This is a genomic window from Pseudomonas siliginis (assembly GCF_019145195.1).
Taxonomy (GTDB): domain Bacteria; phylum Pseudomonadota; class Gammaproteobacteria; order Pseudomonadales; family Pseudomonadaceae; genus Aquipseudomonas; species Aquipseudomonas siliginis.
Genome location: NZ_JAHSTW010000003.1, coordinates 358483 through 374014, shown reverse-complemented (window position 1 = coordinate 374014; position 15532 = coordinate 358483). Strand labels below are relative to the sequence as shown.

9 protein-coding genes and 2 riboswitches are annotated in these 15532 nt (G+C 61.4%); of the genes, 5 read left to right on the top strand and 4 right to left on the bottom strand.

Features of this window, described 5'->3' with window-relative positions; all coding sequences use genetic code 11:
* Positions 1 to 70 precede the first annotated feature (70 nt).
* Together cobN and cobW are read right to left on the bottom strand one after the other, a co-directional pair.
* Positions 71 to 3919: a cobaltochelatase subunit CobN gene (gene cobN / locus KVG87_RS09065; protein WP_217850315.1), complete on the bottom strand. Its 3849-nt coding sequence runs from the start codon at positions 3917 to 3919 to the stop codon at positions 71 to 73.
* Positions 3920 to 3922: 3 nt separating this feature from the next.
* Entirely contained in the window at positions 3923 to 4987 is a 1065-nt protein-coding gene (gene cobW, locus KVG87_RS09060) for a cobalamin biosynthesis protein CobW (RefSeq protein WP_225930814.1), read from the bottom strand.
* A 99-nt stretch (positions 4988 to 5086) separates the two neighbouring features.
* Positions 5087 to 5298: riboswitch (cobalamin riboswitch) on the bottom strand.
* Between the two features lie 730 nt (positions 5299 to 6028).
* A riboswitch (cobalamin riboswitch) is annotated at positions 6029 to 6247 on the top strand.
* A gap of 123 nt (positions 6248 to 6370) precedes the next feature.
* Between cobW and KVG87_RS09055 the strand changes: the two genes are divergently transcribed.
* From KVG87_RS09055 to cobM, 4 genes are all read left to right on the top strand, one after another.
* Entirely contained in the window at positions 6371 to 6568 is a 198-nt protein-coding gene (locus KVG87_RS09055) for a CbtB domain-containing protein (protein WP_016774486.1), read from the top strand.
* 11 nt (positions 6569 to 6579) lie between these two features.
* Complete coding sequence (locus KVG87_RS09050) at positions 6580 to 7281, top strand: CbtA family protein (RefSeq protein ID WP_217850313.1); 702 nt, start codon at positions 6580 to 6582, stop codon at positions 7279 to 7281.
* Positions 7278 to 7691 (top strand): cobalamin biosynthesis protein, encoded by a 414-nt coding sequence (locus KVG87_RS09045; RefSeq protein WP_071172073.1) that lies wholly within the window; start codon positions 7278 to 7280, stop codon positions 7689 to 7691. The genes KVG87_RS09050 and KVG87_RS09045 overlap by 4 nt, the downstream gene beginning before the upstream one ends.
* Positions 7692 to 7769: 78 nt before the next feature.
* The gene (cobM, locus tag KVG87_RS09040) at positions 7770 to 8516 is read left to right on the top strand and encodes a precorrin-4 C(11)-methyltransferase (RefSeq protein WP_217850310.1); all 747 of its coding nucleotides are present in this window, start codon (positions 7770 to 7772) and stop codon (positions 8514 to 8516) included.
* 142 nt (positions 8517 to 8658) lie between these two features.
* Here cobM and nfuA read toward each other — a convergent pair whose 3' ends face one another.
* A complete protein-coding gene (nfuA, locus tag KVG87_RS09035; RefSeq protein ID WP_003225494.1) occupies positions 8659 to 9243 on the bottom strand; it encodes a Fe-S biogenesis protein NfuA in 585 nt (194 codons plus the stop codon).
* A 103-nt stretch (positions 9244 to 9346) separates the two neighbouring features.
* A complete protein-coding gene (locus tag KVG87_RS09030) occupies positions 9347 to 11641 on the bottom strand; it encodes a fatty acid cis/trans isomerase (RefSeq protein ID WP_217850308.1) in 2295 nt (764 codons plus the stop codon).
* A gap of 155 nt (positions 11642 to 11796) precedes the next feature.
* On the opposite strand from KVG87_RS09030, the gene metH reads away from it, so the two are divergent.
* Complete coding sequence (gene metH / locus KVG87_RS09025; RefSeq protein WP_217850306.1) at positions 11797 to 15507, top strand: methionine synthase; 3711 nt, start codon at positions 11797 to 11799, stop codon at positions 15505 to 15507.
* The last annotated feature ends 25 nt before the right edge of the window (positions 15508 to 15532 follow it).

Here is a 15532-nt window from a genome sequence, read left to right as displayed (position 1 = left end):
AGTCAACTTATGGGTTTGCCGAACTATCGCTATCGCGAGCAGGCTCACTCCTACAGGGGATCGCGTTCTGTCAGGTGTCTTCTTCAATGTCCAGCAGGAGGTTTTCAAGCGCTTCCTTATAAGCCCCAGGCTCCTGCCACATCCCGCGCTGCTGCGCTTCGAGCATGCGTTCGGTCATGTCGCGCAACGCGTGGGGATTGTGCTCACGAACAAAGTCCCGGGTCGCCGGATCGAGCAAATATGCCTCCGCCAGCAACGCGTACTGATGGTCATCGATCAACTGCGTGGTCGCATCGAAAGCGAACAGATTATCAACCGTCGCCGCCAGTTCGAACGCGCCTTTGTAGCCGTGACGCTTGATTCCGTCGATCCACTTCGGATTCGCCGCGCGCGAGCGCACCACGCGATTGAGTTCTTCCTTCAAGGTACGAATCTTCGGCAGATCCGGCTGGCTGTGATCGCCGTGATAGCTGGCCGCCGCTTCGCCACGCAGCGTCTCCACCGCCGCGAGCATGCCGCCCTGAAACTGGTAGTAATCGTTGGAATCGAGCAAGTCATGCTCGCGGTTGTCCTGGTTTTGCAGAACTGCCTGTACCTGGCTTAGGCGCTGGCTGAACTGCTCGCGGGCAGCCGTGCCCTCGTCGGCACCGCCGTAAGCATAGGCCCCCCAGTTCAGGTAGACCTCAGCGAGATTTTCGCGCGACTGCCATAGACGTCCGTCGATAGCGCCTTGCACTCCGGCGCCATACGCCCCCGGTTTCGCGCCGAAGATGCGCCACCCGGCTTGACGCCGCGCGGTGTCTTCATCGACGCCCGACTGCAACAGCGCCTGGCGTTCGGCGCGCACTTTAGCGGCCAGCGGATTCAAGTCGTCCGGCTCGTCCAGCGCGGCCACCGCTTGCACAGCGGCGTCGAACAGGCGGATGAGGTTGGCAAACGCATCACGGAAAAACCCCGACACCCGCAGCGTCACGTCGACTCGCGGACGATCGAGCAGACTCAGCGGCAGAATCTCGAAATCATCCACGCGCTGACTGCCCGTGGCCCAGACCGGACGCACGCCCATCAGCGCCATGGCCTGAGCAATGTCATCGCCGCCAGTGCGCATGGTTGCAGTGCCCCACACGGACAAGCCAAGGTGGCGCAAGTGATCGCCGTGATCCTGCAAGTGTCGTTCGAGAATCAGCGTTGCCGACTGGAATCCGATGCGCCATGCGGTAGTCGTGGGCAGATTGCGCACGTCGACCGAGTAAAAGTTGCGCCCGGTGGGCAACACGTCGAGGCGGCCACGGCTGGGCGCGCCGCTGGGGCCGGCGGGGACGAAACGACCGCTGAGGGCGTCGAGCAGACCGCGCATTTCGGCCGGGCCACAAGCGTCGAGGCGCGGAGCGACGACTTCGCGCAGATGCTCGAGTATCGAATTAACCTCAGTCCACCCCGGCCCGTGTGGGAGCGAGCCTGCTCGCGAAGGCGTCGGGTCAGACAACTGGTCTTTTACTGACACACCGCTTTCGCGAGCAGGCTCGCTCCCAAAGGGGACATTCAGTGTTTGGAAGATCAGGTCTGCGGCGAAGAGTTCGAGGCGTTCGCGGGTGTCGCCGGCGGTGCGCCAGACTTCTTCGCTGATGGCCTGCAACTCGGGCGGACGCGGGCCGCTCCACGGATCGGCCAAGGCGCAATCCAGCGGATCAAAACCCAGTTCAAACGCTTTGGCCAGTGCTCGCAACACACTCGACTGCGCACCCTTGCCGTCACCGCGCGGGATGCGCAGCAACGCCAGCAAGGTGTCGATACGCAAGCGCCCGCTCGGCGATTCACCAAAAATGTGCAACCCATCGCGAATCTGCGACTCCTTCAGATCGCACAGATAAGTGTCCAGACGCGGCAACCAGATCGCCGCATCGGCATCGCTGTCCAGCGCGGCATCCAGTTGCAATTCGCGGTCGATTTGCGTGTCCCGCACCAGCTGCAGAATGTCGCGCTGTAACTCACGGGCGCGGCGCGGATCGAGCAGTTGCGCCTCGTAATATTCGTCGGCCAGCAACTCCAGATTGCGCAGCGGCCCGTAGGTTTCGGCGCGGGTCAGCGGAGGCATCAGGTGGTCGATGATCACCGCCTGCGTGCGCCGCTTGGCCTGGGCGCCCTCGCCCGGATCGTTGACGATAAACGGATAGATATTCGGCAGCGGCCCGAGCAGCGCGTCAGGCCAGCAATTCTCCGAAAGGCCGACGCCTTTACCTGGCAACCATTCGAGATTGCCGTGCTTGCCGACATGGATCACGCCGTGAGCGCCGTAGGTGTTGCGCAACCAGAAATAGAACGCCAGATAACCGTGCGGCGGGACCAGATCCGGGTCGTGATACACCGCGCTCGGATCGACCTGATAACCCCGGGCCGGCTGGATGCCGACAAAGGTCAGACCGAAACGCAGACCGGCGATCATCAGGCGACCGTCGCGGCACATCGGATCATTGTGTGGCGATCCCCAACGCTCGACTACCGCCGCGCGATTCGCCTGCGGCAGCGCATTGAACATTGCCAGGTAATCGTCCATCGCCAGGCTTTGCTGGCACGGGCGCAGGTCGAGACTGTCGAGGTCGTTGCTGACACCACCGAGCAATTGCTGGATCAGCTCGGTGCCGCTATCGGGCAATTCAGCGATGACCGGATAACCCTCCGCTCGCAATGCGCGCAGGATGTTCAGCGCCGCCGCCGGGGTATCGAGGCCGACGCCATTGCCGATGCGGCCGTCGCGAGTCGGGTAGTTGGCGAGGATCAGCGCGATACGTTTTTCGCCGTTCGGCACGCGTGCCAAAGCAACCCAACGCCGCGCCAGTTCGGCGACGAAATCCATGCGTTCGGGCTGGGCGCGATAGCAGACCACATCGGACTGACTGCGCTCGCTGCGCCAGGCCAGATCCTTGAAGCTGATCGGTCGGCTGATGATGCGTCCGTCAAGTTCCGGCAAAGCAATGTGCATCGCCAGATCGCGCGGCCCGAGGCCCTGTTCGCTGTCGCGCCAGCCGGGCTCATTGTCCTGGGCGCAGATCGCTTGAATCACCGGGATGTTGCGGCGAAACGGGCGCAGATGCGGCGCCTCGGGACTCGATTGGGCAAAACCGGTGGTGTTGAGAATCACCCCCGCCTCGACTTCATCCAGCCAGTCCTCGACCACCGACAAGCAACCGGGTTCTTTCAGACTGGCCACCGCGATCGGCAGCGGATTGAGTCCGGCTGCCTGCAAACGCTGACAGAACACATCGATGAACGCCGTGTTCGCCGCCTGCAAATGCGAGCGATAAAACAACAGCGCCGCCACCGGTTGACCGGGCAGCCATTCGGCTTGCCAGTCACTCAGGGCAGCGCTGTTTTTCTGTGGGTGATAAATCGCCGTGCGCGGCAGGGTTTGCGGCTCGCTCCACGGGTAATCGCGGGCGAACCATTGGTTGCCCAGGCAACGGAAGAAATCCAGCGCATTGCCCATGCCGCCCTGACGCAGAAATTGCCAGAGTCGATCGCGCACTTCGGCGCTGACCGTGCTCAAGTCGCTGAGTTCGGGATCCGGACGGTCATCGCCGGGCACCAGAATCAGTTGCACGCCGCGTTCGGACAGCTCGACCAGCCGCTCGACGCCGTAGCGCCAATAGGCGATGCCGCCGTGCAGCGAAATCAGAATGACCTTGGCGTGGCGCAGCACTTCATCGACATACAGATCGACCGAGGCATGATTCTGCACCTGCATCGGATTGGCCAGGCGCAAGCTCGGGTAGTCATCCGGCAGTTGCTGCGCAGCCTCGGCGAGCAGCGCCAGGCTGGAATCGCCGCTGCACAGGATCACCAGCTCGGCGGGGGTTTGTCCGAGATCGGCAATGTTGTCATCCGAGACGAATCCGCCGGGCTGGGTCCTGAGCAGGTGCATGGCTTAAACGCTGAGCGCAGCGCGCAATTGCGCTTCGAGTTGTGCCGCATCAAGCTCCTGACCGATCAGCACCAGACGTGTCACCCGCGCCTCGTCGGCACCCCACTGGCGGTCGAAATGCTTGTCGAAACGCGTGCCCACGCCCTGGATCAACAGGCGCATCGGCTTGTTCGGGATGGCCGCGAAGCCTTTGACCCGCAGGATGCCGTGCTGCACCACCAATTGCGTCAGCGCGTCGAGCAGCAGGCTTTCGTCGGCTTGCGGCAATTCGATGGAGATCGAATCGAAGGCGTCGTGATCGTGGTCGTCGTCATCACCGTCATGGTGGTGATCGTGGTGGCTGTGGCGGCTGTCGATATGCTCTTCAGAGCCGGCACCGAGACCGATCAGCACGTCGAGCGGCAGGCGGCCATTGCTGGCTTCGACGATTTTTACCGCTGGCGGCAGCTCTTCGGCTACTTCAGCGCGTACGCGAGCCAGGTCTTGCGGGCTGGTCTGGTCGGCTTTGTTGAGGATCACCAGGTCAGCGCTGGCCAGTTGATCGGCGAACAGTTCATGCAGCGGCGACTCGTGATCAAGGTTCGGATCGAGTTTGCGCTGGGCATCGACCTGATCCGGGAACGCGGCGAAGGTGCCAGCAGCGACGGCCGGGCTGTCGACCACGGTAATGACTGCATCGACGGTGCAGGCGCTGCGAATTTCCGGCCACTGGAAGGCTTGCACCAGCGGTTTTGGCAGGGCCAGGCCCGAGGTTTCAATAAGGATGTGGTCGAGATCGCCGCGACGGGCGACCAGCTCGCGCATCACCGGGAAGAATTCTTCCTGCACGGTGCAGCACAGGCAGCCGTTGGCCAGCTCATAAACGCGGCCGCTGGCCTCTTCTTCGGTGCAGCCGATGGTGCATTGCTTGAGGATTTCACCGTCGATGCCCAGCTCGCCAAACTCATTGACGATCACCGCGATGCGCCGGCCCTGAGCGTTGTCGAGCATGTGCCGCAGCAGCGTGGTTTTGCCCGAACCGAGGAAACCGGTGACGATGGTGACGGGGAGTTTGGCCAGTGTTTTCATCGGTATGCCCTTTGGCAAGCGGCGGGCATACGGGACGAGAACCGGCAGCGCGCATGCACGCCGGAAGCATTCGCCACCGGATCACCCCGCCCGGTTGTAGTGAGAATCTGTGACGAGGCAGGTCTCCTGGCTGACGGCGTTCAGGCGTTGGGCCTGGCGTCCATTGCGCCTTCCCGCTGGCTCATCGTTTGAGCTGGCAGTGGCGTGGCAACGAACATCACCGTTCACAGTTGCGGGGGCAGCCGCGGCTTTGACCGCGTTCCCTTCTTAGCTTCGGCGAGTGCCGAAGAACCTCGAAAGCGCAAGGCTACGCATGGTGTGGGGATGGGTCAATGGGCGTTGAGCCTCGGAACCGAGGGCATATCCGTTGCTGCGGGTGCAGCGGCGGGCGGTATCGCTCCAGCAACTCAACTTTCCAGATGTACGACTGCGTCGTACGGTAGCTGCGCTGCCACACCCGGAGCGATCCCATAACGAAGCCTGCCGAAGTGGCAAAAGATCAAAAGCAAAAGCCAGATCAAAAGATCGCAGCCTTCGGCGGCTCCTACAGTTGGATCGCGTGCTTCAAGACCAGGTCGGCTGTCAGGCCGCCTTCGCGAGCAGGCTCGCTCCCACAAAAGCAAAGCAGCGCAGCTGCCCGCGGCGCAGCCGCACCACTCAACAATGAGCGCAAGCTCGAGTGCTTTTGATCCACCAGCGACGTCGGAAGGCTGAGTGGAGGGACTGATCCGGGCGTGGGAGCGCAGCGACCGTTCGACGCAGTCGAACACAGCGGAAGGAGGTGCAGCGAAGCAAACCGGAGCCGCTGCGCCCGGATCAGTCCCGGAGCGAAGGAACCCGAGCCTGCGAGGGCCGAACGTAGGAGCAAGCCTTTTTGGGTACTTTTTCGGCGTTTGGAAAAAGTGCCTCGCCGTAAGGGCGAAACCGTAATCAGCAACACCCGCAGCAACGGATATACACACAAAAACACCCGAAAAAAAGCCCCCCCCGCAGCAACGGATCCGCCCCCGGAAATTGACTAAAAACCCAAACCCATGTTCTCCTGCACACCTTGTTACGGGTGCCCTTCACAGGGTGAAACGGGAAACCGGTGAATCATGTGCTTTACTCAAAGCCATGTCAGTCCGGTGCTGCCCCCGCAACGGTAAGCGAGCGAAGCGTCAGATCCACTGTGCCCCGGCATGGGAAGGTGATGCTTGCAGGTCGGCGACCAGTCAACCCCTCGCGAGCCCGGAGACCGGCCCGCAACACCCAGCGCGCGCAAGCGCCGCTGACCACAAACAAACCCGCGGTGGGCGGGCGCTGTTCGAAATCCCTGCGTGCCCGGCTCGCAGGGATTTTCATGCGCTCTGTTTACCCGCTGACATTTCAGAGGGAAGCGCTATGTCGATCATCAGCAACACCGTCAGCCACACTGACCACATCTCCAGCAGCACCACACTCGGCCAACGCGTCGCTGCCGCCCTCTTCGCCTCGATCCTCGGTGCCAGCCTGGTCTGGTTCGCCGGTTTCTCGCACATCGAAGCGGTGCACAACGCCGCCCACGATACCCGCCACAGCGCCGCGTTCCCGTGCCACTGAGGCTTGCCGAGATGATCAAGCGTATCGCGCAAACCGCAGGCTTCACCGGCTTGCTGGCCGCCCTGCTCCTGACCTTGCTACAGAGTTTCTGGGTATCGCCACTGATTCTGCAGGCCGAAACCTTCGAGAAATCCGAACCGGTCGCGCAAGTCCACGAACACGCCGTCGGCACCGCCGCCCACAGCCATGATGGTGAAGCCTGGGAGCCGGAAGACGGCTGGCAGCGCGTGGTCTCGACCACTGGCGGTAATCTGGTGGTGGCGGTGGGTTTCGCCCTGATGCTCGCCGGCCTGTACACCTTGCGAGCCCCAACGAAAACCTCGCAAGGGCTGCTCTGGGGTCTGGCCGGTTACGCGACGTTCGTTCTCGCGCCGACCTTGGGCCTGCCACCTGAATTGCCGGGCACTGCGGCTGCCGATCTGGCATCGCGGCAGATCTGGTGGATCGGCACCGCTGCTTCGACCGCCGTCGGCCTGGCACTGATCGCTTTCAGCCGTCACTGGCTGATGAAGCTTCTCGGTGTGGCGATTCTCGCCGTGCCGCATGTGATCGGCGCGCCGCAACCGCAGGTGCATTCGATGCTTGCCCCAGAGGCACTGGAAACCCAGTTCAAAATCGCTTCGCAGCTGACCAACGTCGCGTTCTGGCTGGCCTTGGGCCTGATCAGTGCATGGTTGTTCCGCCGCAAAAGCGCAGGCCCTTATCAGGCATGACCGATGACCGCGCAGCGCCGACCTTCGTGGTCGGCCTCGGCTGCCAGCGCGGCTGTCCCGCAAGTACGCTGCGTGCGTTACTTGATCAAGCATTGCAGGCGCACCGCATCGAGCTGCGAGCGGTCAAGGCTCTGGCGAGTATCGACCTCAAGCGCGACGAACCGGGGTTGCTGGAACTGGCCACACAATTGAACCTGCCGCTGCAGTATTTCAACAGTGCCGAACTGGCGCCCTATCAACAGCGCCTCAGTCATCAATCGCAGATCGCCTTTGAGCGCACCGGCTGCTACGGCGTGGCGGAAAGCGCCGCGCTGGCGCTGGCCGAGCAACTGATTCAGGCGCCGGCGAAACTGCTGATCCACCGCCAAAAATATGCGCAGGCCACGCTGGCATTGGCCGGCGCTGCATAAAATCCCGATAATCCCCGCCATCGATCATGAGCACGCTTCATCTGCAGTGTGCCTGCGCCTCTTTACAAGGATTCAACGATGACCGTCTACTTCATCGGCGCCGGCCCCGGCGACCCGGAACTCATCACCGTCAAAGGCCAACGGCTGATTCGCAGCTGCCCGGTGATTATCTACGCCGGTTCGCTGGTACCCTCCGCGGTGCTGGAAGGTCATCAGGCCGAAATCGTGGTCAATAGCGCTGAACTGCACTTGGAACAAATCATCGATCTGATCAGGACTGCCCATGCCCAAGGCCAGGATGTGGCCCGTGTGCATTCCGGAGACCCAAGTCTGTACGGCGCGATCGGTGAGCAGATTCGATACTTGCGTGAACTGAGCATTCCTTTCGAGATCATTCCGGGCGTGACCGCCACAGCGGCATGCGCAGCGCTGCTGGGCGCAGAGCTCACTCTGCCGGACATCTCGCAAAGCGTGATTCTGACTCGTTACGCCGACAAGACCGCGATGCCCGCCGGCGAAGAACTGGCGAGCCTGGCGCAGCACGGCGCGACCATGGCCATTCATCTGGGGGTCAATCATCTGGAAAAGATACTGGTTGAACTGCTGCCGCATTACGGCGCGGACTGCCCGATTGCCGTGATTCACCGCGCGACATGGCCGGATCAGGACTGGGTCGTCGGTACACTGGCGGACATTGCCGCAAAGGTCGGGGCCAAAGGCTTTCGGCGCACGGCGCTGATTCTGGTCGGGCGGGTGCTGGGCAGCGAGGTGTTCAGCGAGTCTTCGTTGTATCGCGCCGGGCATGCGCATCTTTATCGGCCTTGAAGACGCCTTCGCGAGCAGGCTCGCTCCCACCAGAAATTGCATTTCATTGTGGGAGCGAGCCTGCTCGCGAATGGGCGGTGAAATTGGCCCATAAAAAAACGGCGCTCACGGGGCGCCGTTTTTCATGTTCGCAGCGAACGCCTTAGTAGTAGGCGTTTTCTTTCTGCGTGTGGTCGGTCACGTCGCGAACGCCCTTGAGCTCCGGAATGCGCTCGAGCAGGGTGCGCTCGATGCCTTCCTTCAAGGTTACGTCAGCCTGGCCGCAGCCCTGGCAACCGCCACCGAACTGCAACACGGCAATGCCGTCCTCGACCACATCGATCAGGCTGACCTGACCACCGTGGCTGGCCAGCCCCGGGTTGATCTCGGTTTGCAGGTAGTAGTTGATGCGCTCGTTGACCGGGCTGTCGGCATTGACCATCGGCACTTTGGCATTTGGCGCCTTGATGGTCAGTTGGCCGCCCATGCGGTCGGTGGCGTAATCAACGACCGCGTCATCAAGAAACGCTTCGCTGAAGGAATCGATGTAGGCGGTGAAGCTTTTCAGCCCCAGCGCGGTATCTTCGGGTTTCTCTTCGCCCGGCTTGCAGTAGGCAATGCAGGTTTCGGCGTACTGGGTACCAGGCTGGGTGATGAAAACGCGGATGCCGATGCCCGGGGTGTTCTGCTTGGAGAGCAGATCGGCCAGGTAATCATGGGCGGCGTCGGTAATGGTAATAGCGGTCATAAAAACTCCTCGCAGGCGTGGGCGCAGTTTACGCCAATCGGCGCGGCTGACAAAGTCCTAGTATTTTTGTCAGGAAAGAATCTCGTCACACGCCTGCGAATCATCAAAGGTTCTCGTACCGGTTCATATCCAGCACGCCCTCTTCCACCGGGTCGGTTTCGCGGATGTACTGGCTCAGATCGTGGAAATACAGCCAGAACTGCGGATGACTGCGGCGAATGCCCCAGCGCTCGACGATCTTTTCGAACCGATTGGCATCCTTGGCATTCTCCATCGCATCGACAAACGCCGGCACCTGCTCGGCCGGTACGTTGAACATGAAATTCGGGTAACTGGTGAGTACGCCCGGATAGACAGTCAACGTGTCGAGCCCCGGCTGATAGCGCAGCGATTCACCGAGCAGAAACGCCACGTTGCTGTGGGCGCGGTTGCGCAGCACGCTGTAGACCTCGCGCTTGCCGCTGGCGGTTTCGACACGCAACAAAGTCGCTTCGGGCATCTGGTCGATGACTTTCAGTCCCGCTGCCGGGCGCGAGGCCAGACGGCTCAAGGCCTGCTCGGCATTCTGCAAGGCCGGATCGATATTCGGTCGCGAGCAATAAGCGCCGTCGCAGCGATTGATCGGGTCCGGCCGCGCGTTCAGATCACCGTAGCGCGCCAGCAGCTGCATGGCGAAATCATGTTTCGGGTCTTTTTCGTCGAGCTTCAGCGCGGTCGGTTTGTCGTCATCGATGGCCTCGTAATCGAGCCACATCTTGAATTGACCGCCGTCCTGGTACCAATCGTTGAGGTAGTCCTCGCGCGAGTCGGCGGGCATAAGGCGCAGGAAGTTCTGTTCCGCGCCGTTACGGATCAGGTCGAAATACAGACGGGTCTGCGCCTGATGGGAAACGTTGCCGAACACGTCGAAATTGACCGCGAGCTGGTAATAGGTGCGCTCCAGCAGCGGATAATCGAACAGCCACATGGTTTGCGGCACCTCACCGATCAGCCCCTTGGTCACCGAAGCACTGTCGAAGTGGCGGAAAATGCTCAGCAAGGCGTTGTCGTTGCCGGCCCACAGCGTCGACCAGCTCGGCGCCGGCAGATCGGCATAGCTGTCACGGCGCAATGCCTCGTATTCGTTGCGCTTGTCGCGATAGTTGCGCCACAGGCTCAGCACGCTGCCGACATCGTCGTTCTGCCCCGGCATCGCCAGCAGCGGCGTGGCTTGGCCGCGGTAGTTCGGGTCGGTGATATAGAGATCATGTTCCGGCGCCTGGAACAGCGCCCAGAAGTTGTCGCGGATCACGTCGGTCGCGATCTGCCCACGGCACACCGGGCCGCGAATGAAGGTGCGGACGAAGTATTCAGCGTTATCGAGCATGAACTGATAGCGCGCCTGCGCCGGAATCGCCTCGAAAGTGGCAAACGGATTAGCACGGCTCTGCGGGCCGTAACCCGGCAGCGCATTGACCTGCCAGTTGCCGCTGTAGAACAGGCTTTTGATCCGCGCCATTTTCGCCGCGCTCAGCGGATAAGTGATGTGCGTCTTGTGCACGATCACCCCTTGCACCGGCCACAAGCGGTAATACACCTGCGTGCCCGGGTCGTCGTTGGGGCGGCGCGTGGCGATCAGGTCGATCGGCTGGCCGCTCGGCGTACGCGAACGTACCCACTGGAAATAATGCCCCGGCTCACCATCCTTGAAATAGATGTGCGCCAGATACCAGTGCTCGAACAGCCAGCGCCCGACCAGACTCTGCCGGGCGCCGGGGGCGTTGAGCAGGTTTTCCCACTGCAGGATTTGCATGGCCTCTTTGGCACTCGGCGCCAGGCTCTGCTCGTCAATCGGCGCGCCAGACGCCAGCCAGCGCTGCAAGGTCTGATATTGCTGGTCGGTCAGCCCGGTGACCGCCAGCGGCATACCCTCTTTCGGGTGCGCGCCGGCATATCCGTCGAACTCCGCAGGCATTGCGCATAGATTGTTGCGATTGAGCCCAAGAACAATCTCTTCCGGCAGTTTGGCGTTGGGCGTCAGCGGCGTCTTGTGGCCGAGTTCAAGCATGCGTGCCATCAGCGCGGCCTGACTGCCCTGGGCATCGAGCACCGAATAGAAGTCTTTCTGCTGCCAGGCGCGCTTGCCGAACGCGTCGTAAAACAAGCGCGTGGTCGGTGCGGCCTGGGTGCGTTCGCCGTCGTACACCGGCATCTTGCTCGCGCCACGGGCGGCGCCTTCGCCACTGCCGAGATTGAGCTGACAGGCCGAGTCATAGCACGCATGGCAGGCTACGCACTTCTCGGTGAAGATCGGTTGGATATCCCGGGTGTAGGAGATGGAAGAAGAAATGGCGGGATCTTGCGCCGCAACGCTCCCGCTCAGGACCAGCAACCATAAACTGATGAAGCGGTGCGGCATGCTGCTGATCTCGATGGTAAAAAAAGGCTGCGATTCTACCGTTATGACGCTCGTACCAACATGAGCGATATTCATGCAAAAGCTGCACATGCTCCAAAAGCGCACAGGTTTGCTATGATCGCGCTCCTTCGTAATGGTCTTTCCGAGTAGTCCACATGTCCGATCGCAGCGTCCGCCTTCAAGCTCTCAAGCAAGCCCTCAAAGAGCGCATCCTGATTCTCGACGGCGGGATGGGCACGATGATCCAGAGCTACAAGCTCGAAGAGCAGGATTATCGCGGCAAGCGCTTCGCGGACTGGCCGAGTGACGTCAAGGGCAACAACGACCTGCTGGTGATCACCCGTCCGGACGTGATCGGCGGTATCGAAAAAGCCTATCTGGACGCTGGCGCCGACATTCTCGAAACCAACACCTTCAACGCCACACGCATTTCCATGGCTGATTACGGCATGGAAGAGCTGGCTTACGAGTTAAACGTAGAAGGCGCACGTCTGGCGCGCAAGATTGCCGACGCCAAGACCGCCGAAAACCCGGCCAAGCCGCGCTTCGTTGCCGGCGTGCTCGGCCCGACCAGCCGCACCTGCTCGCTGTCGCCCGACGTCAACAACCCCGGCTACCGCAACGTAACCTTCGATGAGCTGGTGGAAAACTACACCGAAGCCACCAAAGGCCTGATCGAGGGCGGCGCCGACCTGATCCTGATCGAAACCATTTTCGACACCCTCAACGCCAAAGCGGCGATCTTTGCCGTGCAAGGTGTGTTCGAAGAGCTGCACCTCGAATTGCCGATCATGATTTCCGGGACCATCACCGACGCCTCCGGCCGAACCCTGTCGGGGCAGACTACCGAAGCGTTCTGGAACTCGGTAGCGCACGCCAAGCCGATTTCCGTGGGTTTGAACTGCGCCCTCGGCGCCAGCGAACTGCGCCCGTACCTGGAAGAGCTGTCGAACAAGGCCAGCACCCACGTATCCGCGCACCCCAACGCCGGCCTGCCGAACGAGTTCGGGGAGTACGATGAACTGCCCTCGCAAACCGCGAAAGTCATCGAAGAGTTCGCCCAGAGCGGTTTCCTCAACATCGTCGGCGGTTGCTGCGGTACCACACCGGGGCACATCGAAGCCATCGCCAAAGCCGTGGCCGGTTACGCGCCGCGGCAGATTCCGGACATTCCCAAGGCCTGCCGCCTTTCGGGTCTGGAGCCGTTCACCATTGATCGCAGCTCGCTGTTCGTCAACGTCGGCGAGCGCACCAACATCACCGGTTCGGCAAAATTCGCCCGCCTGATCCGTGAAGACAACTACACCGAAGCCCTTGAAGTCGCGCTGCAGCAGGTCGAGGCCGGCGCGCAGATCATCGACATCAACATGGACGAGGGCATGCTCGATTCGAAGAAGGCCATGGTCACCTTCCTCAATCTGATCGCCGGCGAACCGGATATCTCGCGCGTGCCGATCATGATCGACTCGTCGAAATGGGAAGTTATCGAAGCCGGCCTCAAGTGCATTCAGGGCAAGGGCATCGTCAACTCGATCAGCATGAAAGAAGGCGTCGAGCAGTTCATCCATCACGCCAAGCTGTGCAAGCGCTACGGCGCTGCGGTGGTGGTGATGGCCTTCGACGAAGCCGGCCAGGCCGACACCGAAGCGCGCAAAAAGGAAATCTGCAAACGCTCCTACGACATTCTGGTCAACGAAGTCGGCTTCCCGCCGGAAGACATCATCTTCGACCCGAACATCTTCGCCGTCGCCACCGGCATCGAAGAACACAACAACTACGCAGTCGATTTCATCAACGCCTGCGCCTACATCCGCGACGAGCTGCCGTATGCGCTGAGCTCCGGCGGCGTGTCCAACGTGTCGTTCTCGTTCCGTGGCAACAACCCGGTGCGTGAGGCGATTCACTCGGTGTTCCTGCTCTACGCCATCCGCGCCGGGCTGACCATGGGCATCGTCAATGCCGGCCAGCTGGAGATCTACGATCAGATCCCGGTCGAGCTGCGCGACGCCGTCGAGGACGTGATCCTCAATCGCACCCCGGACGGCACCGACGCCCTCCTCGCCATTGCCGACAAGTACAAGGGCGACGGCAGCGTCAAGGAAGCCGAGACCGAAGAATGGCGCAACTGGGACGTCAACAAACGTCTGGAGCACGCGCTGGTCAAGGGCATCACCACGCACATCGTCGAAGACACCGAAGAATCCCGCCAGTCGTTTGCGCGGCCGATCGAAGTGATCGAAGGCCCGCTGATGTCTGGTATGAACATCGTCGGCGACCTGTTCGGCGCCGGCAAAATGTTCCTCCCGCAAGTGGTGAAATCCGCGCGCGTGATGAAGCAGGCCGTGGCGCACTTGATCCCGTTCATCGAACTGGAGAAAGGCGACAAGCCGGAAGCCAAGGGCAAGATCCTCATGGCTACGGTCAAGGGCGACGTGCACGACATCGGCAAGAACATCGTCGGCGTGGTGCTCGGTTGCAACGGCTATGACATCGTCGACCTTGGCGTGATGGTCCCGGCCGAGAAAATCCTGCAGGTCGCCAAAGAAGAAAAGTGCGACATCATCGGCCTCTCCGGCCTGATCACTCCGTCGCTGGATGAAATGGTCCACGTTGCCCGCGAAATGCAGCGTCAGGACTTCCACCTGCCACTGATGATCGGTGGCGCGACCACCTCCAAGGCGCACACCGCGGTGAAGATCGAGCCGAAGTACAGCAACGATGCCGTGGTCTACGTGACCGACGCCTCGCGCGCCGTTGGCGTGGCGACACAGTTGTTGTCCAAGGAACTCAAGGCCGGTTTCGTCGAGAAGACCCGCCTGGAATACATCGACGTGCGCGAGCGTACGTCCAATCGCAGCGCCCGTACCGAACGCCTGAGCTACGCCGCCGCCATCGCCAAGAAGCCGCAATTCGACTGGGCCAATTATCAGCCAGTGAAACCGACCTTCACCGGCAGCAAGGTGCTCGACAATATCGATTTGAACGTGCTGGCCGAGTACATCGACTGGACGCCTTTCTTCATTTCCTGGGACCTGGCCGGCAAGTTCCCGCGCATCCTCGAAGACGAAGTGGTCGGTGAGGCCGCCACTGCGCTGTACAAGGACGCCCGGGAAATGCTCACCAAGCTGATCGACGAAAAGCTGATCAGTGCCCGTGCGGTGTTCGGTTTCTGGCCGGCCAATCAGGTCAACGAAGACGACATCGAGCTGTACGACGATAACGGCAAGCCATTGGCCAAGCTGCATCACCTGCGCCAGCAGATCATCAAGACTGATGGCAAACCGAACTTCTGCCTCGCCGACTTCGTTGCGCCGAAGGACAGCGAAGTCACCGACTATGTCGGCGGCTTTATTACCACCGCTGGCATCGGCGCCGAAGAAGTGGCCAAGGCTTATCAGGACGCGGGCGACGACTACAACTCGATCATGGTCAAGGCCCTCGCCGACCGCTTGGCCGAAGCCTGCGCAGAATGGCTGCACCAGCAAGTGCGTAAAGAGCACTGGGGTTATGCCAAGGATGAAACCCTCGATAACGATGCGCTGATCAAAGAGCAATACCGTGGCATCCGCCCCGCTCCCGGCTACCCGGCCTGCCCTGATCACACCGAGAAAGCCGCGCTGTTCACCCTGCTTGATCCAGAGGCTGCCGAAATGCGCGCCGGGCGCAGTGGCGTGTTCCTCACCGAGCACTATGCAATGTTCCCCGCCGCTGCGGTCAGCGGCTGGTACTTTGCCCATCCGCAGGCGCAATACTTTGCCGTCGGCAAGATCGACAAGGATCAGGTGCAGAGCTACACCGCCCGCAAAGGCCAGGATCTGAGCGTGACCGAGCGTTGGCTGGCGCCGAATCTGGGTTACGACAGCTGAGTCGAGCAGACCTGGGAGCGCCCTG

Coding starts and splice junctions, on each gene's coding strand:
- cobN (WP_217850315.1), bottom strand. CDS start 3,919: ATGCACCTGCTCAGGACCCAGCCCGGCGGATTCGTCTCGGATGACAAC.
- cobW (WP_225930814.1), bottom strand. CDS start 4,987: ATGAAAACACTGGCCAAACTCCCCGTCACCATCGTCACCGGTTTCCTC.
- KVG87_RS09055 (WP_016774486.1), top strand. CDS start 6,371: ATGTCGATCATCAGCAACACCGTCAGCCACACTGACCACATCTCCAGC.
- KVG87_RS09050 (WP_217850313.1), top strand. CDS start 6,580: ATGATCAAGCGTATCGCGCAAACCGCAGGCTTCACCGGCTTGCTGGCC.
- KVG87_RS09045 (WP_071172073.1), top strand. CDS start 7,278: ATGACCGATGACCGCGCAGCGCCGACCTTCGTGGTCGGCCTCGGCTGC.
- cobM (WP_217850310.1), top strand. CDS start 7,770: ATGACCGTCTACTTCATCGGCGCCGGCCCCGGCGACCCGGAACTCATC.
- nfuA (WP_003225494.1), bottom strand. CDS start 9,243: ATGACCGCTATTACCATTACCGACGCCGCCCATGATTACCTGGCCGAT.
- KVG87_RS09030 (WP_217850308.1), bottom strand. CDS start 11,641: ATGCCGCACCGCTTCATCAGTTTATGGTTGCTGGTCCTGAGCGGGAGC.
- metH (WP_217850306.1), top strand. CDS start 11,797: ATGTCCGATCGCAGCGTCCGCCTTCAAGCTCTCAAGCAAGCCCTCAAA.